The sequence below is a fragment of the Pantoea sp. V106_11 genome (genome assembly GCF_029967885.1).
Classification (GTDB): domain Bacteria; phylum Pseudomonadota; class Gammaproteobacteria; order Enterobacterales; family Enterobacteriaceae; genus Pantoea; species Pantoea ananatis.
Window position 1 is genome coordinate 209221 of sequence record NZ_JASCAK010000037.1, and the last position, 25415, is coordinate 234635.

21 protein-coding genes are annotated in these 25415 nt (G+C 53.6%); 12 read left to right on the plus strand and 9 right to left on the minus strand.

The window, feature by feature from the left end; all coding sequences use genetic code 11:
- The first annotated feature begins 2 nt into the window (after positions 1–2).
- Positions 3–2618 carry an aminopeptidase N gene (gene pepN / locus QLG08_RS19785; protein ID WP_014606183.1) on the plus strand — a complete coding sequence of 872 codons (2616 nt, stop codon included), beginning with the start codon at positions 3–5 and terminating at the stop codon, positions 2616–2618.
- A gap of 33 nt (positions 2619–2651) precedes the next feature.
- On the opposite strand, the gene ssuB is transcribed toward pepN, so the two are convergent.
- From ssuB to ssuE, 5 genes are read right to left on the minus strand one after another with little or no spacing between them, the layout of a single operon-like run.
- Positions 2652–3440, minus strand: coding sequence for an aliphatic sulfonates ABC transporter ATP-binding protein (gene ssuB / locus QLG08_RS19790; protein WP_015700642.1), 789 nt, complete (start codon positions 3438–3440; stop codon positions 2652–2654).
- Positions 3437–4228 carry an aliphatic sulfonate ABC transporter permease SsuC gene (gene ssuC / locus QLG08_RS19795; RefSeq protein ID WP_014606182.1) on the minus strand — a complete coding sequence of 264 codons (792 nt, stop codon included), beginning with the start codon at positions 4226–4228 and terminating at the stop codon, positions 3437–3439. Before ssuC ends, ssuB begins: the two co-directional genes overlap by 4 nt.
- A gap of 10 nt (positions 4229–4238) precedes the next feature.
- Positions 4239–5387 (minus strand): FMNH2-dependent alkanesulfonate monooxygenase, encoded by a 1149-nt coding sequence (gene ssuD, locus QLG08_RS19800; protein WP_014593339.1) that lies wholly within the window; start codon positions 5385–5387, stop codon positions 4239–4241.
- A 10-nt stretch (positions 5388–5397) separates the two neighbouring features.
- Positions 5398–6351, minus strand: coding sequence for a sulfonate ABC transporter substrate-binding protein (locus QLG08_RS19805; protein WP_014606181.1), 954 nt, complete (start codon positions 6349–6351; stop codon positions 5398–5400).
- 10 nt (positions 6352–6361) lie between these two features.
- Positions 6362–6913, minus strand: coding sequence for an NADPH-dependent FMN reductase (gene ssuE, locus QLG08_RS19810; protein WP_013025264.1), 552 nt, complete (start codon positions 6911–6913; stop codon positions 6362–6364).
- A gap of 753 nt (positions 6914–7666) precedes the next feature.
- Here ssuE and QLG08_RS19815 point away from each other — a divergent pair.
- The 4 genes from QLG08_RS19815 to QLG08_RS19830 all read left to right on the plus strand — a co-directional run bounded on the left by QLG08_RS19815 (position 7667) and on the right by QLG08_RS19830 (position 11861).
- Entirely contained in the window at positions 7667–8647 is a 981-nt protein-coding gene (locus QLG08_RS19815; RefSeq protein ID WP_014606180.1) for a glycosyltransferase, read from the plus strand.
- 83 nt (positions 8648–8730) lie between these two features.
- A complete protein-coding gene (locus QLG08_RS19820; RefSeq protein ID WP_013025266.1) occupies positions 8731–10032 on the plus strand; it encodes a flippase in 1302 nt (433 codons plus the stop codon).
- A 134-nt stretch (positions 10033–10166) separates the two neighbouring features.
- Positions 10167–11177 carry a quinone-dependent dihydroorotate dehydrogenase gene (pyrD, locus tag QLG08_RS19825; protein ID WP_013025267.1) on the plus strand — a complete coding sequence of 337 codons (1011 nt, stop codon included), beginning with the start codon at positions 10167–10169 and terminating at the stop codon, positions 11175–11177.
- Positions 11178–11318: 141 nt separating this feature from the next.
- Positions 11319–11861, plus strand: coding sequence for a cell division protein ZapC (locus QLG08_RS19830; RefSeq protein ID WP_015700640.1), 543 nt, complete (start codon positions 11319–11321; stop codon positions 11859–11861).
- A 1-nt stretch (position 11862) separates the two neighbouring features.
- On the opposite strand, the gene QLG08_RS19835 is transcribed toward QLG08_RS19830, so the two are convergent.
- Positions 11863–12972, minus strand: a complete 1110-nt coding sequence (locus QLG08_RS19835; protein ID WP_238493077.1) for a YcbX family protein — start codon at positions 12970–12972, stop codon at positions 11863–11865.
- Positions 12973–13081: 109 nt separating this feature from the next.
- Here QLG08_RS19835 and rlmKL point away from each other — a divergent pair, with 109 nt between their 5' ends.
- The 6 genes from rlmKL (at position 13082) to rmf (ending at position 21043) form a co-directional block, all read left to right on the plus strand.
- Positions 13082–15196 carry a bifunctional 23S rRNA (guanine(2069)-N(7))-methyltransferase RlmK/23S rRNA (guanine(2445)-N(2))-methyltransferase RlmL gene (rlmKL, locus tag QLG08_RS19840; protein ID WP_105077326.1) on the plus strand — a complete coding sequence of 705 codons (2115 nt, stop codon included), beginning with the start codon at positions 13082–13084 and terminating at the stop codon, positions 15194–15196.
- A 5-nt stretch (positions 15197–15201) separates the two neighbouring features.
- The gene (locus QLG08_RS19845; RefSeq protein WP_013025271.1) at positions 15202–17121 is read left to right on the plus strand and encodes an ABC transporter ATP-binding protein; all 1920 of its coding nucleotides are present in this window, start codon (positions 15202–15204) and stop codon (positions 17119–17121) included.
- Between the two features lie 16 nt (positions 17122–17137).
- Positions 17138–18406, plus strand: a complete 1269-nt coding sequence (gene pqiA / locus QLG08_RS19850) for a membrane integrity-associated transporter subunit PqiA (protein WP_014593348.1) — start codon at positions 17138–17140, stop codon at positions 18404–18406.
- The gene (pqiB, locus tag QLG08_RS19855; protein ID WP_028714997.1) at positions 18393–20036 is read left to right on the plus strand and encodes an intermembrane transport protein PqiB; all 1644 of its coding nucleotides are present in this window, start codon (positions 18393–18395) and stop codon (positions 20034–20036) included. Before pqiA ends, pqiB begins: the two co-directional genes overlap by 14 nt.
- Positions 20033–20617, plus strand: coding sequence for a membrane integrity-associated transporter subunit PqiC (gene pqiC / locus QLG08_RS19860; protein WP_238493075.1), 585 nt, complete (start codon positions 20033–20035; stop codon positions 20615–20617). The genes pqiB and pqiC overlap by 4 nt, the downstream gene beginning before the upstream one ends.
- Before the next feature lie 258 nt (positions 20618–20875).
- Complete coding sequence (rmf, locus tag QLG08_RS19865) at positions 20876–21043, plus strand: ribosome modulation factor (RefSeq protein WP_006118662.1); 168 nt, start codon at positions 20876–20878, stop codon at positions 21041–21043.
- Positions 21044–21108: 65 nt separating this feature from the next.
- Here the strand turns inward: rmf and fabA are convergent, their stop codons facing one another.
- Entirely contained in the window at positions 21109–21627 is a 519-nt protein-coding gene (fabA, locus tag QLG08_RS19870) for a bifunctional 3-hydroxydecanoyl-ACP dehydratase/trans-2-decenoyl-ACP isomerase (protein WP_008925876.1), read from the minus strand.
- A gap of 68 nt (positions 21628–21695) precedes the next feature.
- Positions 21696–23522 (minus strand): Lon protease family protein, encoded by a 1827-nt coding sequence (locus tag QLG08_RS19875; protein ID WP_013025275.1) that lies wholly within the window; start codon positions 23520–23522, stop codon positions 21696–21698.
- A gap of 95 nt (positions 23523–23617) precedes the next feature.
- Here QLG08_RS19875 and matP point away from each other — a divergent pair, with 95 nt between their 5' ends.
- Entirely contained in the window at positions 23618–24088 is a 471-nt protein-coding gene (matP, locus tag QLG08_RS19880) for a macrodomain Ter protein MatP (RefSeq protein ID WP_014606174.1), read from the plus strand.
- Positions 24089–24198: 110 nt separating this feature from the next.
- Here the strand turns inward: matP and ompA are convergent, their stop codons facing one another.
- Positions 24199–25272 (minus strand): porin OmpA, encoded by a 1074-nt coding sequence (gene ompA, locus QLG08_RS19885; RefSeq protein ID WP_015700636.1) that lies wholly within the window; start codon positions 25270–25272, stop codon positions 24199–24201.
- Between the last annotated feature and the right edge of the window lie 143 nt (positions 25273–25415).

Genomic DNA, 25415 nt, shown 5'->3' on the forward strand with positions numbered 1-25415 from the left:
ATATGACGCAGCAGCCACAAATAAAATATCGACACGATTATCGTGCACCAGACTACACCATCACCGATATCGATTTAACCTTTGAACTCGATGAAAGCACCACGCGGGTGACGGCGGTGAGTCAGGTTAAGCGTCAGGGAGACAGCCAGGCTGAACTGCGTCTGGACGGCGAAGATCTGACGCTGATCTCGCTGGAAGTGGATGGACAGGCCTGGACGGCCTGGCGTGAAGAGGCGGGTTGCCTGGTGCTCAGCCAGTTACCGGACAGCTTTACGCTGAAAATCGTCAATGACATTCATCCCGATCGTAACAGTGCCCTTGAAGGCTTATACAAATCGGGTGAAGCGCTCTGTACCCAGTGTGAAGCCGAAGGCTTTCGGCATATTACTTGGTATTTAGATCGCCCCGACGTGCTGGCACGCTTCACGACCACCGTCATTGCCGACGGCAGCCGTTATCCTTTCCTGCTGTCTAACGGAAATCGCATTGATAGCGGTCAGGACGACAAGGGCCGTAACTGGGTGAAGTGGCAGGATCCGTTTCCTAAGCCCTGTTATTTGTTTGCGCTGGTCGCGGGCGATTTTGACGTGCTGCGTGACAGCTTTACTACGCGTTCGGGTCGGAATGTGGCGTTGGAGATCTTCGTCGATCGCGGCAATCTGGATCGTGCCGACTGGGCGATGACGTCATTAAAGAACAGCATGAAGTGGGATGAGGAGCGTTTCGGCCTGGAGTATGACCTCGACATCTTTATGATTGTTGCGGTGGACTTCTTCAACATGGGGGCCATGGAGAATAAAGGGCTTAACGTTTTCAACTCCAAATACGTGCTGGCCAAAGCCGAAACCGCCACCGATAAAGATTATCTGGGGATTGAGGCGGTCATCGGTCATGAATATTTCCACAACTGGACCGGTAACCGTGTGACCTGTCGCGACTGGTTCCAGCTGAGCCTGAAAGAGGGGCTGACCGTGTTTCGCGATCAGGAGTTCAGTTCCGACCTGGGATCGCGTGCGGTAAACCGAATCGATAATGTGCGTATTATGCGCGGCGCGCAGTTTGCCGAGGACGCCAGCCCGATGGCGCACCCTATCCGCCCGGATCAGGTTATTGAGATGAACAACTTCTACACCTTGACGGTGTATGAAAAGGGATCAGAAGTGATCCGTATGATGCACACCTTGCTGGGCGAAGCGAATTTCCAGAAGGGCATGCAGCTCTATTTCGAACGTCATGACGGTAGCGCGGCGACCTGTGATGATTTCGTTCAGGCCATGGAAGACGCGTCTAACGTTGATCTTTCCCAGTTCCGTCGCTGGTACAGTCAGTCAGGTACACCTACGCTCTCGGTACGTGATGACTACAATCCGGAACTGGAGCAGTACACGCTTCACGTGACGCAGCACACGCCGCCGACGGCCGAGCAGAAAGAGAAACTGCCTCTGCATATCCCGCTGGACATCGAACTGTATGACGGACAGGGTAAGGTCATTCCGTTGCAGCACAACGGTCATCCGGTGCATAACGTGTTGAACGTAACGGAAGAGTTCCAGACCTTTATTTTTGACAACGTTTACTTCCAGCCGGTGCCATCGCTGCTGCGTGAGTTTTCCGCGCCGGTGAAGCTCGACTACAAGTGGAGCGACGCGCAGCTGACGTTCCTGATGCGTCATGCAAGCAACGATTTTTCACGTTGGGACGCGGCGCAAAGTCTGTTGGCAACCTACCTGCGCCTCAATGTCGCGCGCCATCAGCAGGGCCAGCATCTGTCGCTGCCGTTGCATGTCGCTGATGCCTTCCGCACGGTGCTGCTGGATGCCAACAGCGATCCGGCGCTGACCGCTCTGATTCTGTCGCTGCCTGGCGAAAACGAAATCGCCGAACTGTTTGAGATTATCGATCCTCAGGCAATTGCACTGGTGCGCGAAGCTCTGGTTCGTACCCTGGCGCGGGAACTGGCAGATGAATTCTTTGCCGTTTATAACGCCAATCAGCAGGCGGAGTACCACGTTGATCATGCGGAAATCGGCAAACGTTCGCTGAAGAACATCTGTCTGTACTATCTGGCGTTTGGTGATATGGATCTGGCGGATAAACTGGTGCAGGCGCAATACCACCATGCCAATAACATGACGGATTCCCTGGCGGCACTCTCCGCTGCGGTGGCGGCACAGTTACCCTGCCGTGATGCGCTGTTAGCCGACTATGATGAGCGCTGGCACAAGGATGGCCTGGTCATGGACAAATGGTTTATGTTGCAGGCTACCAGCCCGGCGCAGAATGCCTTACTCAACGTGCGCCGTTTACTGTCACATCGTTCCTTCAGTATGGGTAACCCGAATCGCATCCGTTCACTTATTGGCGCTTTTGCTTCGGGTAATCCTTCCGCCTTCCACGCCGAAGACGGCAGCGGATATCGTTTCCTGGTGGAGATGCTGACGGATCTGAACACCCGCAATCCGCAGGTGGCTTCGCGTATGATTGAGCCATTAATTCGTCTGAAACGTTACGATGCCCACCGTCAGGCGCTGATGCGCCAGGCGCTGGAACAGTTACAAGGACTGGATAAACTGTCAGGCGATCTGTACGAGAAAATCACCAAGGCACTGAATGCCTGATAAGAAACGGCGGGCAAAATGCCCGCCGTTTCTTTAACGCTGTTGCGCGTAGCGGGGGGGCTTTTCTGCCGCGCCGCGGCGCATCACCCGATCCAGCACTTCGGCTTCCAGCTCTGCCAGACGCGCCGATCCTCGTCGCCGTGGCCGGGGCAAATCGACCTGCAAATCCAGTCCTATCTGGCCTTCCTCTATCAGTAATACCCGATCAGCCATCGCGACCGCTTCACTGACATCGTGCGTGACCAACAGAACCGTGAAGTGGTACTGTTGCCACAGCGATTCGATGAGCTCCTGCATCTCGATTCGCGTTAAGGCGTCCAGCGCACCCAGAGGCTCATCCAGCAGCAGCAGGCCGGGACGGTGAATTAACGCCCGGGCCAGTGCCACGCGCTGTTTCTGCCCACCGGATAAAGCGGCAGGCCAGTCTTGCGCTCTGTCCGCCAGGCCTACCGCTTCCAGCGCCTCCAGGGCGGCTTTACGCCATGCCTTGCCACGCAGGCCGAGAGCGACGTTATCAATCACTTTTTTCCACGGCAGCAGTCGCGCATCCTGGAACATTAACCGGGTTTCTTCACGTGCGGTCTGCAGCGGCGCATTGCCTGCCAGCAGCTCGCCCTGGGTCGTGCTTTCCAGACCGGCCAGCAGACGCAGCAGGGTGCTTTTACCGCAGCCGCTGCGGCCGACTACGGCAACAAACTGGCCGGAAGGAATATGCAGATCGATATGATTCAGAATGGTGCGTTCACCGTATTTTTTACTGACGCCCTTCACACCTACGGGGGTACCCGCATTCAGACGCGCCGGGCTGGCGGAGTTTATCATGCTGTTTTCTCCTGACGTTGATAGGCCGGATGCCAGCGTAACCAGACACGTTCCAGCAGCAGTGCGCTGACATCAGCCAGTTTTCCCAGCAGGGCATAAAGAATAATGGCGACCATCACCACATCGGTTTGCAGAAATTCACGGGCATTCATGGCCAGATAGCCAATCCCTGCGTTAGCCGAAATTGTCTCGGCGACGATCAGGGTCAGCCACATCAACCCCAAAGCAAAGCGGACGCCCACCATGATGCTCGGTAACGCACCCGGTAAGATCACCTGAACAAACAGGCTCCAGCCGGATAAGCCGTAGCTACGGGCCATCTCAACCAGCCCACGATCCACATTACGAATACCGTGATAGGTATTCAGGTAGATGGGAAACAGCGTACCCAGCGCCACCAGAAAAATTTTGGCTGACTCATCAATGCCAAACCACAGAATGACCAATGGGATCAGCGCAAGATGGGGCACGTTACGTAACATTTGCAGCGAGGTATCCAGCAAACGCTCACCCAGTCGCGAAGTGCCGGTAATTAATCCCAGTACCAGGCCGAGCGATCCGCCAATGCTGAAGCCAAGTAACGCTCGCCAGCTGCTGATGGCGAGATGCTGCCATAGCTCTCCGCTGACAGCCAACTGCCAAAAGGTCGTCACAATCTTTTCCGGCGCTGGCAGGATACGGCTGGACAACCAGCCGGTCTGTGACGCAACTTGCCAGACCACCACCAGTAACACCGGCAGCAGCCAGGGCACCAGCGCCGCTGAGAAGGATTGACGTAGTCTGGTCATTGTTATCTCCTCAGGCCCGCGCGGCTTTTTTCTCTGGCGTAAAATCATTGGCGACCGCTTCACCGTGCGCCTGAACAACACGAGGCTGGGGAATCTGGGGAATAGCCAGATCCAGATGGGGGAACAGCAGCTCGCCGACGCGATAAGCCTCTTCCAGATGCGGATAACCAGAGAGAATAAAGGTTTCAATGCCCAGGGCTTCGTACTCTTTCATGCGAGCCGCTACGGTAGGCGCATCGCCAACCAGCGCGGTGCCTGCCCCGCTGCGCACCAGCCCAACGCCAGCCCAAAGGTTGGGGCTGATTTCCAGTTTATCGCGGCGTCCGCCGTGCAGGGCGGCCATGCGCTGTTGGCCTACCGAGTCGGTGCGCTGAAAGGCACTTTGCGCTTTGGCGATGGTGGCATCATCCACATTCGCGATCAGCTTATCGGCTGCCTGCCAGGCTTCCTCATTGGTTTCTCGCACGATGACATGCAGCCGGATGCCAAACCGGACTTTTCGGCCCTGTGCTGCGGCTTTCGCCCGCACCTGCTCAATTTTTTCTTTCACCAGTGCAGGGGGTTCGCCCCATGTCAGATAAACATCGACCTGTTCGGCAGCCAGATCCTGAGCGGGCTCTGACGAACCCCCGAACCACAGCGGCGGACGAGGCTGCTGTACCGGCTTAAACATCAGACGCGCACCTCGTACATGCACGTGCTTGCCTTCGTAATCCACCGTTTCGCCTTCCAGCACGCGGCGCCAGACGCGGGTAAATTCGGCCGATTCTGCATAGCGCTCACGGTGGTCAAGAAAGACGCCATCACCGGCCAGTTCCTCGGGATCGCCCCCGGTCACCAGGTTGAACAACGCGCGTCCGTTGGAAAGACGATCGAGCGTTGCAGCCTGGCGCGCCGCCTGGGTGGGGGAAATCACGCCAGGACGCAGGGCGACAAGGAAGCGCAGACGCTGCGTAACGGGGATCAGCGATGCCGCCACCAGCCAGGCATCCTCGCAGGAACGCCCGGTAGGGATCAGTACGCCGCCAAATCCCAGACGGTCGGCAGCCTGGGCAACCTGTTGTAAATAGGCATGATCAACCGGACGCGCGCCCTCAGCCGTGCCAAGATAATGGCCGTCACCATGGGTTGGAAGGAACCAGAATACAGAAACACTCATTTTTCTCTCCTTATTGCGTCACGGCCTGGGGATGCCAGATGCGCTCGGCAATCGATACTTTTACGGGAATCAGATGATTGGCATAAAACAGATCGGCGGTTTTCTGCTGCATAGCAACCGTGCGCGCACTGACCGGACTGACCGGGCTGGGTGGACGGTGGTCCAGGTTGCTGGCAATGACGGCCTCAGGCAGACCGATCGATGTCGAAAGCAGATGAATACTCTGGTCACGTTCGCTACGCGTCAGGGCTTCGGCATCACTAAAGGCTTTTAACGTCGCTAAGACGAAGTCATTGTGTTCCTGCGCAAAATGGCGGGTTGCAAGGTAGAACGGTCCCGTCTGGTTCAGCGTGGTGCCGTCTTTCAACACGCGGACATTGCCCTGAAGCAGTACGGCAGAATAGTAGGGGTCCCATATTGCCCAGGCGTCCACGTTACCCTGCTGGAAAGCGGCGCGCGCATCGGCTGGCGTCAGATAAACCGGCTGGATATCTTTGATACTGAGACCCGCTTCTTCCAGCGCACGCAACAGCAGATTGTGCGAGCTGGAACCCTTTTGGAACGCCACCTTTTTGCCTTTGAGATCGGCAACCGACTTCAACGGACTGTTCTGGCTGACCAGGATGACCTCAGCTTTCGGCTTAGGCGGCTCTGAGCCGATATACAGCAAATCCGCCCCGGCTGCCTGGGCGAAAATAGGCGGAATATCACCGGTGCTGCCAATATCAATACTGTTAACGTTCAGCGCTTCCAGCATTTGCGGTCCGGCCGGGAATTCGATCCATTGAATACGGGTAGCAGGGAAACGCTTCTCCAGCAGCTGATGCTCCTTGGCCAGCACCATACTGACCGATCCTTTTTGATAGCCGATGCGAACCTGTGCAGGGGCGGGTTCTGCGGCATTCACCTGTGCGCCTGCCACGAACATCCCTGCCATTAACCACGCGCTGATTATTCGTTTCATCATTGTTTCCTTACACAGCCAGGGCAACGGGCTGATGACGTCGGGACAGCGCCAGCCAGAACGTGTGCACCGCTTCCTCCAGACGGGTAGCCAGTACCGGATCCAGTTCCGGCTGGCGATCATAGTGATGAATTTGTTTATCTTCGGCGTAAACACCATGAAGCACTTCTTCGGCTTTCAGGGCGTTTAATACGGGTTTGAGTGCGTAATCCAGGGCCAGCATATGGCCAGCGCTGCCCCCGCTGGCTAACGGCAGCACCACTTTGTGGGCCAGCGCGCGTTCAGGTAACAGATCTAAAACGGTTTTTAGCGCGCCCGAGAAAGACGCCTTATAAACCGGTGTGGCAATGACCAGGCCATCAGCCTGAGCCAGGTCTTCGCTCAGGGCGAGAATAGCCGGGGAATCGAAGCGGGCGTTGATCAGATCCTCCGGCTGAAAGTTATGAATATTCCAGGGAATAACCTCAACACCGGATGCTTCCAGTTTGCGCTGGCACAGCGCTAATAACGATGTGGACCGTGAAGGAAATCTCGGACTACCTGCCAGGGTGAGCACTCTCATTACGACTCCTTATAACTGAAAGTTATTGATTATCTTTTGTTGAGAACTGATGCTTTCATCCTGGCAGAGGCGACGGCACGGCTTAAATGATTTTTCTGACAATCTAAAGGTGAAAACCGGCAAAAGGCCTGAAGCGAGACCGCCGCGTCTCTGAGAAAGACCTGATGCGACAAATCTTAAAAACGTCAGGACGGGCGAGTCGATACATTAATCCGGATGAATAAAATTCGTTTAAACCCGGAAATCCGTACATTTGGTTACTTGAGTATCAGAAAAGTGAAACATTCAGGTAAAACGAAAAACACGCCTTTCGCTTTTTTAAATTCACAGGAGGAAGGAAAAAGAAAAAAGAATTAAAATTCAACGTTATTTAACGCGATGGCGAGAGGGGATTAGGAATAGTTGCATCAGGCAGTGCGTGTTAAGCGCAGCAGTCTGGCGAAGTTTTTAACAACAATTCATTTTTAGTTACAGATGTCCGGCCTGAAACCCCCCTGAACAGACGGCCGTGCCTAAATGGTTCCTCAACGGGGAGATGATTATCAGCGAGCTATTCTTCAGATTTTCTAACCATGGTTTTTGTCACATTCGGACCCTGTTGAGATTGAGGCAGGCATTTTAGTCATTCAGGCAGTAAAATGTCTCTGCTCAATGTAAGCGCCTGTTATTTTAAAATTACTATTCGCCTTTGGTCAGTGCCTGTCTCGGGCTGGTGGATTTATTTGTCCTTTTCTAACAGCAGAGAAAACCTGTATGTCTGACATCCTGTTATCGGTCATTATTCCCACTTACAATGTTGAAAAATATATTGTCGAATGTGTGGATTCATTATTAAGACAAATTAGCGCGCCAAACGAAATTATCATTGTTAACGACAGTTCTACCGATGGAACCGTGGCATTAATTGAACAGCACTATGGCCATCTTCCTCAGGTGAAACTGATCACTATTGCCAACGGTGGCGCAGGTAATGCGCGTGATAAAGGCGTTGAGGTCGCTGAAGGGCAGTTCGTTTTCTTTTGCGACCCGGATGATGTGGTGGTGGAAGGATTCGTCAATGAACTGGCCCAGGTTGTCGACAATTATCCCGATACCGATTTATTTTGTTTTAATTCCAGCGCTTACCGCGAAGACAAACCGGACGTGACGTGGCCTAAAGTCAGGCATAACCTGACCGGCATTCAGAAGCCACAGGATGTCCTGCTAAGTTTGCTGCATAATGGCTCCTATACGTCGGCGGCCTGGAATTATGTGGTAAGAAAAACCGTTATCCAGCAGCATCATTTGCGCTTCGTCGATCGCGTGCATGAAGATCACAAATTTACCTTATCGGTATTTATGCATTGCCAACAGGCATGGGTCACTCGCCAGACGTATTACAAACAGCGTATCCGCGTTGGATCACTGACTAACAGCAGTAAAAGTCCATCCTTTTTCGCCCAACGTTACAATGCGTTTATTGCCACCTATGACACCTTATGTTGTGCGCAGACCCAAAGTGAATTAAAAAAGGCGCTGGAAAAAGCTTACCTTATTCACTCCTTCCGTTTAATGATCTATCTGTCGCTCTACAATCAAACGCCTGTACCGGAATATGTGCTCAATGCGATTCGATATCTGGGGCGCCGAATTAAAGCCGGCAGCCTCAAAGAATGGCTGCTGCTTAACCGTCCGGAAACCTTCATTTTATTGCAAAGCCATAAAGTGAAGAAAGAACTCAAACGCGTTCCGTAATTCCTAAAAATGGGACCTGATGTTGTTTGCACCTGAGCGAAATGAGAAGGTGAGACATGCAATGTGTATAAGGTTGTTGCGACATGGCAAAAGTGCTCGATAAAAGTTTAGTAGTGAATATCTTATCTTTGCTGGCGTACCGGGGAGCCTCGTTCCTGTTTCCGCTGGCGACGCTCCCCTATCTGGCGCGCGTGCTGGGGGTGGACCATATGGGGATTCTGGCGCTGGCGATTGCCTGCGTCCTTTACTGCAGTACCATCTCCGACTGGGGATTCAATGTTTTTACCACTAAGGACATTGCCCATCACCGTGACGATAAGGCACGTGTTACCCAGCTTTTTTGGTCCACCTTTAACGCCAAGCTGATGCTGTTACTGGTTACCAGCGGTACGTTACTCACTGCGACGTGGTTTAATCCGTCCTGGCATTCGCTGTTCTTTATTATTCTGGCCAACTGCACCACCTTAATCGGCTCACTGTTTTCGTTTGGTTGGTTAATGCAGGGCTTCGAAAAGCTGGGCAAAACCGCAGTGATTGCCACTTTTGGTAACTTTTGTGCCATTCCGCTCACGTTCCTACTGGTTAAAACGCCGGACGATACCTGGCTGGCTGCGTTGATACCGGGCGCGGTATCGATCATCAATGCCATCATTACGCTGAAGTTTGTGCTGGAAATGAAGGTGATTGGCGCGTATCGCTTTGAACCACGCGAAATCAAACAGCGCATTACCGACAGTGCCGATGTCTTTATTGCCATCGCAGGTGCCAATCTGTTTAACAGCGTAAACGTCGTGATTCTGGCGTCGTTTACCTCGCACTATATGGTGGGGATCTATAACGGTGCGGACAGGCTGCGCAAGGCCGCCAACTCGGTGCCGGAGCAGATTGGTAGCGCGTTTTTCCCCCGCGTAAGCCACTTATTTGGGCGTGATAAAGCCGCTGCAGTGGCGGCGACGCGCAAAAGCCTGATGCTGTCGTTTGCGTTGAGCCTGTCTATCGTGATCTTCACCTGGCTGTTTGCCGATGAGGTTGTCGCACTGCTGTTAGGGAAAGACTTCCTGCCGTCAGCGGATGTGCTGCGCGTCTTTGTACTCTGCTTCCTGTTTGGCAATATTGCCTATCCGGCGGGCCTGCAGATTTTGATTCCGCATGGACTGGCGCGGCAACGTATGATGGTAATGATGGTTGCGGGGGTGGTTAACGTCCCGGTGTGCTGTCTGCTGGCATGGAAGTTTGGGGCCATCGGTGCGGCCTGGTCGATGGTGCTGGCCGAGGTGCTGGTCTGTATTGGTATCTTCGGCATTATGGTGCGGCATAACATCTGGCGCGACTATGCTTTCCCGGACAGGCTGAATTCCCGTACAGCAAACGATTCCGTTGTGTAAGATCAAAACAACTTTAAACAGTCTCCCGACTTAGCGCCCCGCGATTTACTTTTGCGCCAGAGCACCTTACCATTCTGGCGCACAATTTCCCGTGCACTGATTTTCACCATCGCTTCCGTCTTCCAGGAGAGTGCATGTTTTACTCAATTGTCCGACCGGCGTTGTTCAGGCTCGATCCTGAACGTGCGCACCATCTCACCTTTCAGCAATTACGCTTTATGAGCGGCACGCCGCTGGAAATGATCATTCGCCAGCATTTACCCTCGCGTCCGGTTACCTGCATGGGGCTGACCTTCGACAATGCTCTTGGCCTGGCGGCGGGCCTGGATAAAAACGCCGAGTGTATTGATGCATTTGGGGCAATGGGGTTCGGCTTTGTGGAGGTCGGAACAGTCACGCCGCGCGCGCAGGCGGGCAATGACAAGCCACGCATGTTTCGCTTAGTGGAAGCCGAAGGGATTATTAACCGCATGGGATTTAATAATCTCGGCGTTGATAACCTGGTTGAAAACGTAAAAAAATCCCGCTTTAAAGGCGTGCTCGGGATCAATATTGGCAAAAATAAAGACACACCCGTGGAGCAGGGAAAAGACGATTATCTGATCTGTATGGAGAAGGTGTACGCGCACGCCGGTTATATTGCGATCAATATTTCATCACCCAATACGCCGGGTTTACGCTCGTTACAATATGGTGAGGCGCTGGACGATCTGCTCATTTCCATAAAAGCCAAACAGAAAGATCTGGAAAAACGGCATCTCAAATATGTGCCGGTGGCTGTTAAGATCGCGCCGGATCTTTCTGAAGACGAATTGATCCAGGTTGCCGACAGTTTAATACGTCACCAAATTGATGGTGTCATTGCGACCAATACCACGCTCGATCGTTCTCTGGTAAAGGGCCTGAAATATGGCGAAGAAATCGGTGGATTAAGTGGTCGTCCGGTACAGTCGCGCAGTACCGCCGTCATCCAGCGACTGTCGCAGGAGTTACAGGGAAGATTGCCCATTATTGGCGTAGGCGGTATTGATTCGCTTACTGCTGCGCGTGAAAAAATAGCAGCGGGCGCGACGTTGGTTCAAATTTATTCTGGCTTTATTTATAAAGGGCCCAGTTTAATTAAAGATATCGTGACCCATATCTAAGACATTCGCCATAATAATGCGCTGGGGGGTTTATTTATCCCTCCGGCTCGTTTATATTTTGTCCTGTTGCACGATTTTTCAGCATGCATTTTTATTTTATGGATTTTTAGCTTTAGCGCAGCGGTAAATACAGGGCACATGATGAAAATTAAACCCGATGACAAATGGCGTTGGTTCTACGACGCAGAGCACGACCGTATGATGCTCGATCTGGCTGACGGTATGCTTTTTCGTTCCCGCTATGCACGTAAAATGCTAACCCCTGATGCTTTCACCGAATCCGGATTCTGTGTTGACGATGCGGCTCTTTATTTCACGTTCGAAGAGAAGTGTCGTCAAAGCCCGCTAAGCAGCGACCAGCGTGCCGAGCTGGTTTTAAATGCGCTGGTTGCCGCACGTTTCCTCAAGCCACTGATGCCGAAAAGCTGGCATTTCTCCGCGCACCGCCAGCCTATGCAGCCTGCGGTGGGTGAGATGGTGGCGGTGACGCTGGCGGACAGCGGCGAGCAGGCGCGTCTGCTGGTGGTTGAAAACGGTGATAATGCCGCACTCTGCTTACTGGCACAGCCCGCTCTGACGCTGGCGGGCAAGGGGATGGTGCTCGGCGATGCGATTAAAGTGATGAACGATCGGCTACAACCGCACCAGCAGGAAAAAACCACGCGCTATGCGCGCGCGGTGTAATTCAGAGCACCTCGATATCGCTTGCAGGAATACAGCTGCAACTCAATATAGTGCCATCGTGACGGATGGCGCTTTGCTTTAAGGCGTTCACCTTTCCCGCAACCAGCGTTATTTTACAACTGCCGCACAGACCCGCCCGACACGAATAGGGGATGCGAAAGCCCTGGGCTTCAAGCTGCTCAAGTAAGACCTGCTGATTATCACCGCTGAAACGCTGGCCCTGCCAGGTGATGGTTACCTGCGCGGCGGGTTGCCGTTGCGGTTTCAGTGTTTCAGTCACCTCTCCTGGACCATAGGCGCGCGGCGACTGGCGTTTCAGTATCCTGACGGCGTCGCCAGCGCGAATAATACCGCTGTTGAGCGCGATCAGATTCATGCCAAAATCAATGTCCCCGCTGCCGTCCTGCGCTGTCCGAAAGCCCTGCAGCGTGGTCAAAGGTTGCCCCTCAGGATGCTTCTGACCACTTTCCACGCCAATCGTGGTAAAAACACAGCGGCTACAGGGTTTTGGAACGGCGAAATTAACCTGACCGATAGCGATCTCCGCCCAGCTGTCTTCATCCCACGCAGGTGCGCCACTCACGACCAGGTTTGGCCTGAATTGTTCGATTCGCACGCTGGCGGGACAGCGCTGCTGTAAATCCTGCAGCGAAGCACTGTTCACGAGCAGGTAGGGATATCCATCGGCAAAGCCCAGTGGCACATCGGTAAAACGTTTGACGCGGCGTGAAGGCTGCGGTCCGACCCAGCGTAGCTGCACCGGTCGTGGAAAGAACGCACTCAGCCACTGGTTGATCGTCTCGGGGGCGATTCGTGAGGTAAACGTATTGCCCCAGACCTCCGTGGGCTGCTCAGCATGGGTAAAGTCGGCAAAACGAATGAGTGACTGGCTCCCGTCGGGGGCCTGTAAGAACAGACCGTCTGGCGTAATCGCCGGCGTGAACTGCACCATCTCCGGAAACTGACGCGCCGTAATAAAGGTTCCGTCAGGTTCGGTCACCATAAAAATACGGTCATAGGTTAACCCGCTACTGGCAGCCCAGGCATGTGAGACCTGCAACCCGCGCATGGATTTTACGGGATGGATAAATAAGCGGGAAAGCGTGATCATGAAAGTCTCCAGAAGCGGGCGCGCAAGACAAAAGAAGCTAACTTTATGACATAGGTCTGCGATTCGCTATAATGCGCAACAATTTTCTCAAGAGTAAAAAAGTGACGATATGAATTCTCTGTTTGCCAGCACGGCGCGTGGGCTCGAAGAGCTGTTAAAAAATGAGCTGGACGCGCTGGGCGCGCAGGATTTGCAAGTGGTACAGGGAGGCGTTCACTTCAAGGCCGATGACCGCGTAATGTACCAAAGCCTGATGTGGAGTCGTCTGGCTTCGCGTATTTTGCTGCCTCTGACTGAGGTCGGCGTTTACAGCGATCTCGATCTCTATCTGGGCGTGCAGGGCATTGACTGGCCCGCCATGTTCGGTAGCGACAAAACCTTCGTGGTGCACTTTAATGGCACCAACGATGAGATCCGTAACAGCCAGTTTGGCGCGCTGCGCGTCAAAGATGCGATTGTCGACAGTTTTACCCGTCGTAACCTGGCACGCCCGGACGTCGATCGTGAACAGGCCGATATTCGTATTAACGTCTGGCTTGATGACGACCGCGCCAGTATAGCTCTGGACTTAAGCGGCAGTGCCCTGCATCAGCGCGGCTATCGTCAGCAAACGGGTCAGGCGCCGCTGAAAGAAAACCTGGCCGCAGCGATTGTGATGCGTTCAGGCTGGCAGCCGTCCACGCCGCTCATCGATCCGATGTGTGGTTCAGGCACGTTACTGATCGAAGCTGCGCTGATGGCCTGCGACCGGGCGCCGGGTTTACTGCGTAACCAATGGGGCTTCACGGCATGGGCCGGTTTTAACGAAAGCCTGTGGCGCGAGGTCAGGAGCGATGCTCAGGCCCGTGCCCGTGCCGGGACGGCGGCGTGCCAGGCGCGCTTTTTTGGTTATGACAATAATGGACGGGTGCTGGAATGGGCAAAAGCGAATGCACGTCGTGCCGGCGTTTTTGAACTGTTCACCTTTGGCCAACAGGATTTGCTGAAGCTGCAGAATCCTCTTCAGACTGAGGTGACGGGAACGGTGCTCAGTAACCCACCTTACGGTGAACGTCTTGAAAGTGAGCCTGCGCTTATTGCGCTGCACAGCCAGCTTGGCCGGTTGATGAAGCAGCACTTCGCCGGCTGGAATCTGTCGCTGTTTAGCGCATCGCCCGAACTACTGAGCTGTCTGCAACTGCGTGCCGACCGTCAGTTCAAAGCCAAAAATGGCCCGCTGGACTGTGTGCAGAAAAACTATCAGCTGTCGGCCAACAGCGCTGAGCGCGGTAATCAGATTGCTGAAGATTACGCGAACCGCTTGCGCAAAAACCTCAAGAAGCTGGATAAGTGGGCGCGCCAGGAAGGTATCGAGTGCTACCGCATTTATGACGCCGATCTGCCGGACTATAATGTGGCCGTGGATCGCTATGCGGACTGGGTGGTGGTGCAGGAATATGCGCCACCCAAAACCATCGACGCGAATAAAGCCCGTCAGCGCCTGTTTGACGTGATTAGTGCCACGCTGAGCGTGCTGGAGCTGCCGTCAAACCGCTTAATCCTCAAGACGCGCGAACGTCAGAAGGGCAAAGCGCAGTATCAAAAGCTGAGTGAGAAGGGCGACTATTTTGAAGTGCAGGAATTTAACGCCCGTTTCCTGGTGAACCTGACTGACTATCTGGATACGGGATTGTTCCTCGATCACCGTATTGCCCGCAAGATGCTGGGTCAGATGAGTCAGGGCAAGGATTTCCTGAACCTGTTTGCTTACACCGGCTCTGCCAGCGTGCATGCGGGTCTGGGCGGCGCACGCTCTACCACCACCGTGGATATGTCGCGTACCTATCTGGAGTGGGCAGAGCGTAACCTGCGGCTGAACGGCCTCACCGGTCGTCAGCATCGCCTGCTGCATGCCGACTGCCTGAGCTGGCTGAACGAGAGCGACGAAAATTTCGACCTGATCTTTATCGATCCGCCCACGTTCTCTAACTCAAAACGTATGGAAGAGAGTTTTGATGTGCAGCGCGATCATATGATGCTGATGCGTAACCTGAAACGGCTGTTGCGTAAAGGCGGTACTATCATGTTCTCGAATAATAAACGTGGTTTCAAAATGGATCTGGATGGCCTTAACGCATTGGGGCTCCAGGCTCAGGACATCACTCAGAAAACCCTGTCACAGGATTTTGCGCGTAATCGCCAAATTCATAACTGCTGGCTGATCACTCATGCTGGTAAGGAATAAGTTTCATGTCATTGATTAGTATCCACGGCGCTTATCTGTCTTTTAGCGATGCGCCTCTGTTAGACAATACCGAACTGCATATCGAAGAAAATGAGCGCGTGTGTCTGGTTGGCCGAAACGGGGCGGGCAAATCCACACTGATGAAAATCATCAACGGCGAGCAGCCGCTGGATGACGGACGCATCATTTATGAAACCGATCTGGTCGTGGCGCGGCTCCAGCAGGATCCGCCGCGCAATATCACCGGATCAGTTTATGATTTTGTGGCAGAGGGCGTCGAAGAGCAGGCGGAGCATCTTAAAGCCTACCATGCGATCTCGCACCAGGTGATGGACGATCCCAGTGATAAAAATCTCAATGAGATGGCGCGTCTGCAGGGCATCCTGGATCATCACAATTTGTGGCAGTTGGAAAGTCGTATCATGGACGTGCTGCAGCAGATTGGTCTGTCGCCGGACACAGAACTGTCGTCTCTGTCCGGTGGCTGGTTGCGTAAAGCCGCGCTGGGGCGTGCGCTGGTCAGTAATCCTCGCGTACTGATGCTGGACGAGCCCACCAACCACCTTGATATTGAAACGATTGACTGGTTGGAGACCTTCCTGAAAAGCTTCAGCGGCAGTATCGTCTTTATCTCTCACGACCGTTCTTTTATCCGTAATATGGCCACCCGTATTGTGGATCTGGACCGCGGCAAGCTGGTTTCCTGGCCGGGTAACTACGACGCGTATCTGGAAGGCAAAGAAGAAGCCCTGCGCGTTGAAGAGATGCAAAATGCTGAGTTTGACCGCAAGCTGGCACAGGAAGAAGTCTGGATCCGTCAGGGCATCAAAGCACGTCGAACCCGTAATGAAGGCCGCGTTCGGGCGTTAAAAGCCTTACGTCGCGAGCGTTCAGAACGCCGTGAAGTCATGGGCAAAGCCAATATGCAGGTCGGTGAAGCATCACGCTCCGGCAAAATTGTCTTTGAACTGGAAAACGTGGACTACGCGGTAGACGGCAAGCAGCTGGTGAAAGATTTCTCAGCCCAGGTGCAGCGCGGGGACAAGATCGCCCTGATTGGGCCGAACGGCTGTGGTAAAACCACGTTACTGCGTCTGATGCTGCAACAGCTGAAGGCCGATCACGGTCGTGTGCACTCCGGGACCAAACTTGAAGTGGCCTATTTCGATCAGCACCGTGCGGAACTCGATCCCGATCGGACCGTGATGGACAACCTGGCGGAAGGCAAACAAGAGGTGCTGGTCAATGGTAAACCGCGTCACGTGCTGGGCTATCTGCAGGATTTCCTGTTCCATCCTAAACGCGCGATGACGCCGGTCCGGGCGCTGTCGGGTGGGGAACGTAACCGCCTGCTGCTGGCGCGTCTGTTCCTGCGTCCCAGTAACCTGATGATCCTTGATGAACCGACCAATGACCTTGATGTGGAAACGCTGGAGCTGCTGGAAGAGCTCATCGACGGTTACCAGGGCACCGTGCTGCTGGTCAGTCACGATCGTCAGTTCGTTGACAACACCGTAACCGAATGCTGGATTTTTGAAGGCAACGGCGAGATAGGGACCTTTGTCGGCGGCTATCACGATGCGCAGCAGCAGCGCGCAGCGTACAAACAGCAAAAGGTGCAGGGCTCAGCAAAGGGGACAAATAGTGCCCTCAAGCCTGCCGATGCGAAAAATGACGCTGCCAAACGTAACGCGAACAAACTAAGCTATAACCTGACGCGTGAACTGGAACAGTTACCGCAAAAGCTGGAACAGTTAGAGGCGCGTATTGGCGAGCTTCAGGCCAAAATGAGTCATCCGGATTTTTTCAGTCAGCCACACGATAAAACGCAGCCGGTGCTTGATGAACTGGCTGACGTCGAACAGCAGCTGGAAACCGCCTTTGCGCGTTGGGAAGAGCTGGAATCAATGAGAAACGGCGCATAGTCATTAAGGGGCGGGGATGTGTTCAGCAGAGAAAACGAACGCGTGGATGCTCTGTCCACAGTGCGACTTAATGGTAAAACTGCCGGCCATTCCCGTTGGCAGCCGAGCGTCCTGTCCGCGCTGCCATACCTCCCTGACCGTCAACTGGTCGGAGCCGCGTAAGCGTCCGACCGGTTACGCGCTGGCCGCGCTGTTTATGCTGGTGCTTGCCAATCTGTTTCCGTTTATCACCATGAAAGTCGCCGGGCTGTCCAGTCAGATCAGCCTGATGCAAATCCCCAGGGTGATGGTGGCCGACGATTACGCCAGCCTGGCCACACTGTTCCTGTTGTTTGTCCAGGGAATTCCCGCCTTTTGTATGATCACCATTGTCCTGCTGGTCAATCAGGTGAAAATGCCCGTCAGCCTGAAACTGGGCCTGGCGCGTATCCTTTTTCATATGCGCAACTGGGGAATGGCAGAAATCTTCATGGCCGGGGTGCTGGTCAGTTTCGTCAAGCTCATGGCCTATGGCGAAATTGGCCTCGAAACCAGCTTCTGGCCCTGGTGTCTGTTTTGCCTTTTGCAACTGCGCGCATTTCAGTGCCTGGATCGCCGCTGGCTGTGGGATCGTATTGAAGCGATGCCGTCTTTACCCCATGCGCCCCAGGCAGGCGTAAGCGGATTAAGCCAGGGCCTGCGCTCCTGTCCGTGCTGCACTGCGGTGTTACCTGTGACACAGCGGGAATGTCCGCGCTGCGGCGTGGTTGCCGATGCCCGCCGTAAACACAGCCTGCAGTGGACACTGGCGCTGCTGATAACCTCCGTTATGCTTTATGTGCCCGCCAATCTGCTGCCGATTATGATTACCGAAACGCTGGGATCGGCGATGCCCTCGAACATCATGGCCGGGGTAATTTTACTTTGGGGCGATGGATCTTATCCGGTCGCGCTGGTGATTTTTATCGCCAGTATTATGGTTCCGTCTCTGAAGATGCTGGCGATTGGCTGGCTGTGCTGGGATGCCAGCGGACGCGGGCAGCGCGACAGCCATAAAATGCACCTGATCTATGAGGTGGTTGAGTTTGTTGGGCGTTGGTCAATGATCGACGTCTTTGTGATTGCCGTGCTCTCCGCGCTGGTGCGTATGGGACAGTTAATGAAAGTGTATCCGGCATGGGGAGCGGTGTTGTTTGCGCTGGTGGTGATATTGACCATGATTGCAGCAATGACGTTTGACCCGCGCTTAACTTGGGATCGTGCTGGTGAGAAAAATATGAAGGAGCCGCATCTTGACGGAAAATAATCACGGCCATGCCAAAGTGGATCAGATTAAGCGCTGGTCACCGGTATGGATCGTCCCTATTGTCACGCTGTTAATTGGCGGCTGGATTCTGTTTTATCATTTTAGCCATCAGGGACCGGAAGTGACGCTGATCACCGAGAGCGCAGAGGGAATTGAAGCGGGTAAAACCACCATCAAAAGCCGCAGCGTCAATGTCGGTGTGGTCGAGAGTGCCGTCCTCACAGACGATCTCCATCACGTTGAGATTAAAGCCCGACTGAATTCAGGTATGGAAAAGCTGTTGCACAGCGACAGCGTATTTTGGGTCGTTAAGCCGCAGGTCGGTCGCGAAGGCATTACGGGCTTAGGAACGCTGCTGTCTGGTGCGTATATCGAGCTGCAGCCTGGTACCAAAAAAGCTCCCCTGGATCAGTACACCTTGCTGGATGCGCCGCCGTTAGCGCCGCCTGATGCGAAGGGCATTCGTATTACACTCGACAGCAAAAAAGCGGGGCAGCTTAACGCTGGCGATCCGGTGCTGTTTCGCGGCTACCGTGTCGGCACCGTTGAAACCAGCAGCTTCGACACCGATAAGCGCATGATGACCTATCAGCTGTTTGTCGCCGCCCCCTACGATCGTCTGGTGACGACGAATGTGCGTTTCTGGAAAGACAGCGGCATCGCGGTGGATATGTCGGCATCAGGCATGCGGGTTGAAATGGGGTCGCTCACCACGCTGTTTAGCGGCGGGGTCAGCTTTGACGTGCCTGACGGCTGGGATTTAGGTAAGGCGGCGCAGAATCAGGCTGAATATCACCTGTTTGACGATCAGCGCAGTATTCAGGATTCACTGTATACCAATCATATCGACTATCTGATGTTCTTCTCTGATTCGATTCGTGGATTGCAGGTGGGCGCGCCGGTTGAATTTCGCGGCATTCGTCTGGGTACCGTTGCGGAGGTGCCGTTCATGAATGCGGGCACTGCGCAGGCGCTGAATAATGACTACCGCGTGCCGGTGTTGATTCGCATTGAACCCGATCGCTTTATTAGCCGTCTGGGTGAAAACTTCGATCTTGAGCAGCATCTGCAGGACGGTAAGAAACGTGGCCTGCGCGGAACGTTGAAAACCGGCAACCTGTTGTCTGGCGCGCTGTTTGTCGATATCGACTTCTATGACAATGCCCCTGCCTATAAAGGGCCAGATAAAGTCGCGGGTTATGAAGTGATCCCGACGGTGAGTGGTGGCCTGAGCCAGATTCAGCAGAAACTGATGGCTGCGCTGGATAAAATTAACGGTCTACCGCTCAACAATATGGTGTCGGAAGCCACCGGAACGCTGAAGGAGAGCCAGAAAACCCTGCGCGATCTGCAACGTACCATCGACAACATTAACGTCGTAACCAGCAGTCCGGCGATGAAAACGCTGCCGGAAGAGACGCAGCAAACGCTACGTGAGCTCAACCGCAGTATGAAAGGCCTGCAGCCTGGCTCACCGGCCTACAGCAAGCTGGTGGGCGATATGCAACGGCTTGATCAGGTGCTGCGCGAACTGCAGCCAGTGCTGAAGACGCTAAATGCCAAAAGTAATGCGTTAGTGTTTGAAGCAAAACCGGGACAGGATCCCCAGCCGAAGAGGGCGAAACAATGAAAAAAGGACTCGTTTTTTTGGCCGCTCTCGCACTGAGTGCCTGTAGCAGCACGGTGAATACCACTTACTATCAGCTGCCCTCAGGGGCAGCCTTGATGCAGGTGATCGGCAGTGAGGCAAATGCACAGCCGACCTTATGGGTACAGCAGGTTGTGGTTCCGGACTATCTGGCGGGTAATGGGCTGGTATATCAAACCAGCGATGTTAAATACGTTATCGCCGCCAATAATTTGTGGGCCAGCCCGCTCGATCAGCAGCTACAGCAAACGATGATAACCAATCTCACCAAAGCGTTACCGGGTCGGCTGGTGACTCAGACGTTAATGGGGCAGGAACATGACACCCTGAACATTACGGTCAACGATTTCCAGGGACGCTATGACGGCAAAGCGGTCATTAGCGGGCAGTGGACGCTGGAACATCAGGGACGCTTCACAAAGCAGGCTTTCAACCTGGTGTTGCCACAGCAGGAAGATGGCTATGATGCCCTTGTCAAAACCCTTGCTCAGGGCTGGCAGCAAATTGCGCAACAGATTGCCCGCAATGTGGCCTCTGAGAATTCGACAGGAACGCGCTTGTAGTTAACCTGTTGTTTCGGTTAGAGCTTATTTTCTGACATAACATCGGGTTTCTATATAAATCATGTGGATAAAGCAATAGGCTTACATCACGAAACAGAAAATTCATGTCCACTTCAGGTCACATTTGTGACATTGGCGTGAATATTGCGCATTGATCTTTTCATACAGAGCGAGTAAAACAAAAGGGTGGCTGAACATTTATTAGTCACCTTTTTCTTTCCACCAGATTCCACAGACCTTACATGAGGGACACGGAGTATGAAGAGACAGAAACGAGACCGCCTTGAGCGCGCCCATTCACGTGGTTATCAAGCAGGTATTACAGGACGCTCTAAAGAGATGTGTCCGTATCAAATGATAGATGCTAAGTCTCACTGGTTGGGAGGTTGGCGACAAGCCATGGAGGACAGGTCGGCTGCTGCTTAGCCGGATGTCACTGAAAAGGGATATAACCTCCGCACTAAGCGGAGGTTTTCGTTTCTGGGGAACGATTAGAACGCTGCGGTATCTTTAAACAGACCGACTTTTAAATCGCTGGCGGTGTAAATCAGATTACCATCAACCAGCACTTCACCATCTGCAACGCCCATCACCAGTTTACGGTTGATCACACGCTTGAAGTGAATACGGTAGGTGACTTTTTTCGCCTCTGGCAGAACCTGGCCAGTGAATTTAACCTCGCCCACACCCAGCGCACGGCCTTTGCCTTCGCCGCCCAACCAGCCGAGATAGAAGCCAACCAACTGCCACATTGCATCAAGACCCAGGCAGCCGGGCATCACCGGATCGCCAATAAAGTGGCAACCAAAGAACCACAGGTCCGGATTGATATCCAGTTCAGCTTCTACGAAGCCTTTATCGTATTTACCACCGTCTTCGGTCATTTTGACCACGCGGTCCATCATCAGCATATTGCCGGATGGAAGCGGTGGACCATTTTCGCCGAACAGTTCACCGCGACCGGACAGAATCAGGTCTTCTTTGGTATAGGATTCGCGTTTATCTACCATGTTCTTAATATGCCTTCTTTTAGTGAATCACGAATATTAGCGAACAGTTGTACGCTGAGCAAACAGGATTAGCGGTGGTTAAACCAGTTAAGCCAGCGCAGCGGCCAGGATCGCGGTGAGGGCTCAGGCTGATTCATCTGACTGATGCGCTCCTGAATGGTGCGCAGCAGGCATTCGCCTTCGCCGTCTTCCGTATTCCATATTTTCCCCGTAAGCAGCGGCAGCGCTTCATCCGCACTGTCGATCGCCCAGATATGGAAGCGTCCTTCTTCCACCGCGCTCACCACCTGTTGGTTCAGGCTAAGGTGACGAACGTTACAGGCGGGAATAATGACTCCCTGCTGACCGGTTAACTCGCGCTGATGGCAGATATCAAAGAATCCTTCAATCTTCTCATTCAGCCCACCAACCGGTTGCACATTACCAAACTGATCCACCGAGCCCGTAACCGCAATCTGCTGATTCAGTGGCGCACCGGCAAGGGCGCTGATTAATGCGCACAGTTCTGCCAGCGATGCACTGTCGCCGTCAACTTCGGAATAGGATTGTTCAAATACCAGCGAAGCGGAAAAGGGCAGTTGCTGATCCAGCTCCAGTTCAGCAATTAAATAGGCCTGCATAATCATCATGCCTTTCGCATGAATATTGCCGCCTAACTCCGCTTTGCGTTCGACGTCGGTGAATTCACCGTCGCCAGGATGCACCACACAGGTAATACGGCAGGGATCGCCCCAGGCGCGCGGATGACCGGGATATTCCACAACCGACAGGCCGTTTATCTGGCCGACGACCTCACCTTCCGTTTCAACCAAAATCTGTCGTAGCAGGATTTCATCACGCATACGTTCATTAAGGTAGTTTTCACGCCACAGGCGCGCTTCCAGGGCGTCACGCAGCGCTTCAGCACTGAGCGTCTCTCCCATCAACGCGGTCTCGCGCAGTTGGCGCAGCAGCCAGCGAGGGCAGAGCGGAAGCGTATCCTGATCGCCGCTGTAACGTACACCTTCTTTGATGAGTTCGGGCCAGAAGTCTTCGTCGGGTGCAGCAATATCAGCCTGCCCGGCCAGATCGACCGTCCAGCGACACCATGCGAGCATGTCGTCTTCATCCACAATCTGAATATTTTCTTCAAATTCGGTGTAGATCGCCATTTCATGCGCTTCAGCATCCAGCTCCTGAAAATCGGCCAGCGTATCGCGCTCGCCACAGAGCACCAGATTAAGCTTGAGCGGGAGCGGAGGCACGGAAACCGGCAGGGGACGACGTTCGTCCTGGGATTGCCACTCGATGTAGCCTTGCTCAATGCTCTTTTTCAGACGCAGCCACAGCAGCGGCTGAGTGAGTAAAGCACGAAGTGAAAGGACTAACGTTCCGCCATTGGCGCGATGGATCAGCCCTGGCTCAAGTTGGATCCGATCTTTGTGCATCCGCACGCAGCCAAACAGCTGCTCCTGCTCGATCCAGTCAGCATAGTGAATCCCGCCCTGGCTGGTAAAAGGGCGCTGGCTGTCGGTAGGCGGTTGCAACGTGACGTTGTCGGCCAGAATATGGTAGTCACCGCCTGACAGGGTTGATGACTCACCCATAACGCGTTGAGCCGCCTCTGCTATCAGCGCAAGGTATTCACGGTTTTCCTGGCTGCGAACCAGCAGCAGGGGAAGACCCTGACTTTGATGATGTAAGTGGGCCAGCGCGTTCAGCAGTCGGGGCTGTACCGTTGCCAGGGCATCGGTCTCTTCATCAGCGATTCGGGAGAAAACGGATTGATATTGCGTGCTATCCGGCTGTAAGGTTTGCCACGTAAGTTGAGTGCTGGTCAAAATAATCGCATTTGTCTGTTTTGAGAAAAGCGAGATTATACAGGATTCACCCTGCTTAAGCACTGCAGAGTTCATTCAGATGTTGTGACGCTGGCAGCATGTTTTTCGTTGCTGCATCCGGTAAAAAAGCTGTTATTCTTAGTTTGTTACGCGATCACGATGAGATTCCGATGAAATACCAGCAGCTCGAAAATCTTGAAAGTGGATGGAAGTGGAAATACCTGGTGAAAAAACATCGGGAGGGTGAACTGATCACGCGTCACCTTGAACTTAGCGCTGCGCAGGCCGCGGTGGATAAATTACTGGTGATGGAAAATAATCCGGTAGAGATAAACAACTGGATCAGCCAGCATATTCACCCCGACCTCGATAACCGGCTTAAGCAAACTATCCGCGCCCGGCGTAAACGTCACTTCAATGCTGAGCACCAGCACACCCGAAAAAAATCAATCGATCTGGAATATCTGGTCTGGCAGCGACTGGCAGGGCTGGCGCAACGTCGTAACAATACGCTGTCTGAAACCATCGTACAGCTTATTGAAGATGCCGAACGTAAAGAGAAGTATGCCAGTCAGATGTCAACGTTAAAGCAGGATCTGCAGGCAATATTAGGTCATCCAGGGTCTGAAAAAGAGTCCTGAGTTCACGCGATAGATTACGGATTCAGACTTCGCGATACGGGATGAGCAGCATTGACAAATTCAGGCCAAAAAAAACCCCGCATAAGCGGGGTTTTTTCATAACGGATAACTTAAGCCTGTGGCTGAGTTACCACGTCTTTGATGCCTTTAACGTCGATTTCTACACGACGGTCTGGCGCCAGGCAGTCGATCAGGGCCTTACGACCTTTCACGCTGTCACAGGTGTTGCCAGTTACTGGGTTAGATTCACCCATGCCGCGAGCAGAGATCTTGTTAGCAGGGATACCTTTAGATACCAGGTAATCCACTACTGACTGAGCACGTTTCTCAGACAGTTTCTGGTTGTACTGCTCTGAACCGATGCGATCGGTGAAGCCCAGAACAACAACTGAACCGTCTTTAGGATCCATGGAGCTCAGCTGGCTGTACAGCTGATCCAGAGCCTGCTGACCTTCTGGCTTCAGGGTTGATTTGTTGAAGGTGAACAGAACGTCTGATTTCAGAGTGAAACGCTTGGTCTGTACCACTGGCGCTGGAGCTGGTGCTGGAGCCGGAGCTGGCGCAGCAACATCATCCTGACCGAAGCGGTAAGAAACACCCAGGCTCAGCATGCCGTTGTCTGGACGAGCACCAACGGTCTGTGCATCACCGATGTTGTTAACCCACTGGTAATCCAGACGGGTTGCCCAGTTTTTGGTCAGAGCATATTCAACACCAACGGCTGCCAGTGGAGAAACACCGGTGTCGTGGTCGCTGATGCGAGTGCCAGTAGCCAGGTTCTGCTGAGTAGAGTCTGCACGCCATACCATGCCACCCAGGCGGGTATAGATGTCCAGATCGTCTGCGATTGGGTAGCTCAGTTTAGCAGCCAGCTGGATGCCCTGTGCTTTGAATGCGCCATTTACCTGGTTGCCTTTATTAGGCATACGGCCTAACCAGTCATAGCCCAGTTCGAAACCCAGGTATGGGTTAGCCTGGTAACCAGCGAACGCGCCTGCGCCCAGTTGGCTTTCATGAGTTGGACCGTCGTTGTTTTGGTAACCGTGACCGTAGTAGCCAGTGTCGTGATACTGAGACCAGCCCAGTTTAGCACCGGTGTACCAGGTGTTATCTTTTGGGGCGGCCTGCGCTACGGTAGCGAAGCCAGCCAGTGCCACTGCAATTGCGATAGCTGTCTTTTTCATTTTGCGCCTCGTTATCATCCAAATAGGCAATGAGCATAAAGGTTGCTCTTGGTTTAATCCTTCGCCGGGTCAAAACGCTCGCTTATGACTCTACCGCAAAAAACGGAGGTTATTGAGCACCCTGGCGAGATAAAGTCTACAAC

Bases quoted from the DNA above. Each gene is read 5' to 3' on its own strand.
- pyrD (WP_013025267.1), top strand. From the start codon at position 10,167: ATGTTTTACTCAATTGTCCGACCGGCGTTGTTCAGGCTCGATCCTGAA.
- pqiC (WP_238493075.1), top strand. From the start codon at position 20,033: ATGAAAAAAGGACTCGTTTTTTTGGCCGCTCTCGCACTGAGTGCCTGT.
- fabA (WP_008925876.1), bottom strand. From the start codon at position 21,627: ATGGTAGATAAACGCGAATCCTATACCAAAGAAGACCTGATTCTGTCC.
- QLG08_RS19805 (WP_014606181.1), bottom strand. From the start codon at position 6,351: ATGAAACGAATAATCAGCGCGTGGTTAATGGCAGGGATGTTCGTGGCA.
- QLG08_RS19815 (WP_014606180.1), top strand. From the start codon at position 7,667: ATGTCTGACATCCTGTTATCGGTCATTATTCCCACTTACAATGTTGAA.
- QLG08_RS19875 (WP_013025275.1), bottom strand. From the start codon at position 23,522: ATGAACTCTGCAGTGCTTAAGCAGGGTGAATCCTGTATAATCTCGCTT.
- QLG08_RS19820 (WP_013025266.1), top strand. From the start codon at position 8,731: ATGGCAAAAGTGCTCGATAAAAGTTTAGTAGTGAATATCTTATCTTTG.
- ssuB (WP_015700642.1), bottom strand. From the start codon at position 3,440: ATGATAAACTCCGCCAGCCCGGCGCGTCTGAATGCGGGTACCCCCGTA.
- pepN (WP_014606183.1), top strand. From the start codon at position 3: ATGACGCAGCAGCCACAAATAAAATATCGACACGATTATCGTGCACCA.
- ssuC (WP_014606182.1), bottom strand. From the start codon at position 4,228: ATGACCAGACTACGTCAATCCTTCTCAGCGGCGCTGGTGCCCTGGCTG.
- pqiA (WP_014593348.1), top strand. From the start codon at position 17,138: ATGTGTTCAGCAGAGAAAACGAACGCGTGGATGCTCTGTCCACAGTGC.
- matP (WP_014606174.1), top strand. From the start codon at position 23,618: ATGAAATACCAGCAGCTCGAAAATCTTGAAAGTGGATGGAAGTGGAAA.
- QLG08_RS19835 (WP_238493077.1), bottom strand. From the start codon at position 12,972: ATGATCACGCTTTCCCGCTTATTTATCCATCCCGTAAAATCCATGCGC.
- QLG08_RS19845 (WP_013025271.1), top strand. From the start codon at position 15,202: ATGTCATTGATTAGTATCCACGGCGCTTATCTGTCTTTTAGCGATGCG.
- QLG08_RS19830 (WP_015700640.1), top strand. From the start codon at position 11,319: ATGAAAATTAAACCCGATGACAAATGGCGTTGGTTCTACGACGCAGAG.
- rmf (WP_006118662.1), top strand. From the start codon at position 20,876: ATGAAGAGACAGAAACGAGACCGCCTTGAGCGCGCCCATTCACGTGGT.
- rlmKL (WP_105077326.1), top strand. From the start codon at position 13,082: ATGAATTCTCTGTTTGCCAGCACGGCGCGTGGGCTCGAAGAGCTGTTA.
- ompA (WP_015700636.1), bottom strand. From the start codon at position 25,272: ATGAAAAAGACAGCTATCGCAATTGCAGTGGCACTGGCTGGCTTCGCT.
- ssuD (WP_014593339.1), bottom strand. From the start codon at position 5,387: ATGAGTGTTTCTGTATTCTGGTTCCTTCCAACCCATGGTGACGGCCAT.
- ssuE (WP_013025264.1), bottom strand. From the start codon at position 6,913: ATGAGAGTGCTCACCCTGGCAGGTAGTCCGAGATTTCCTTCACGGTCC.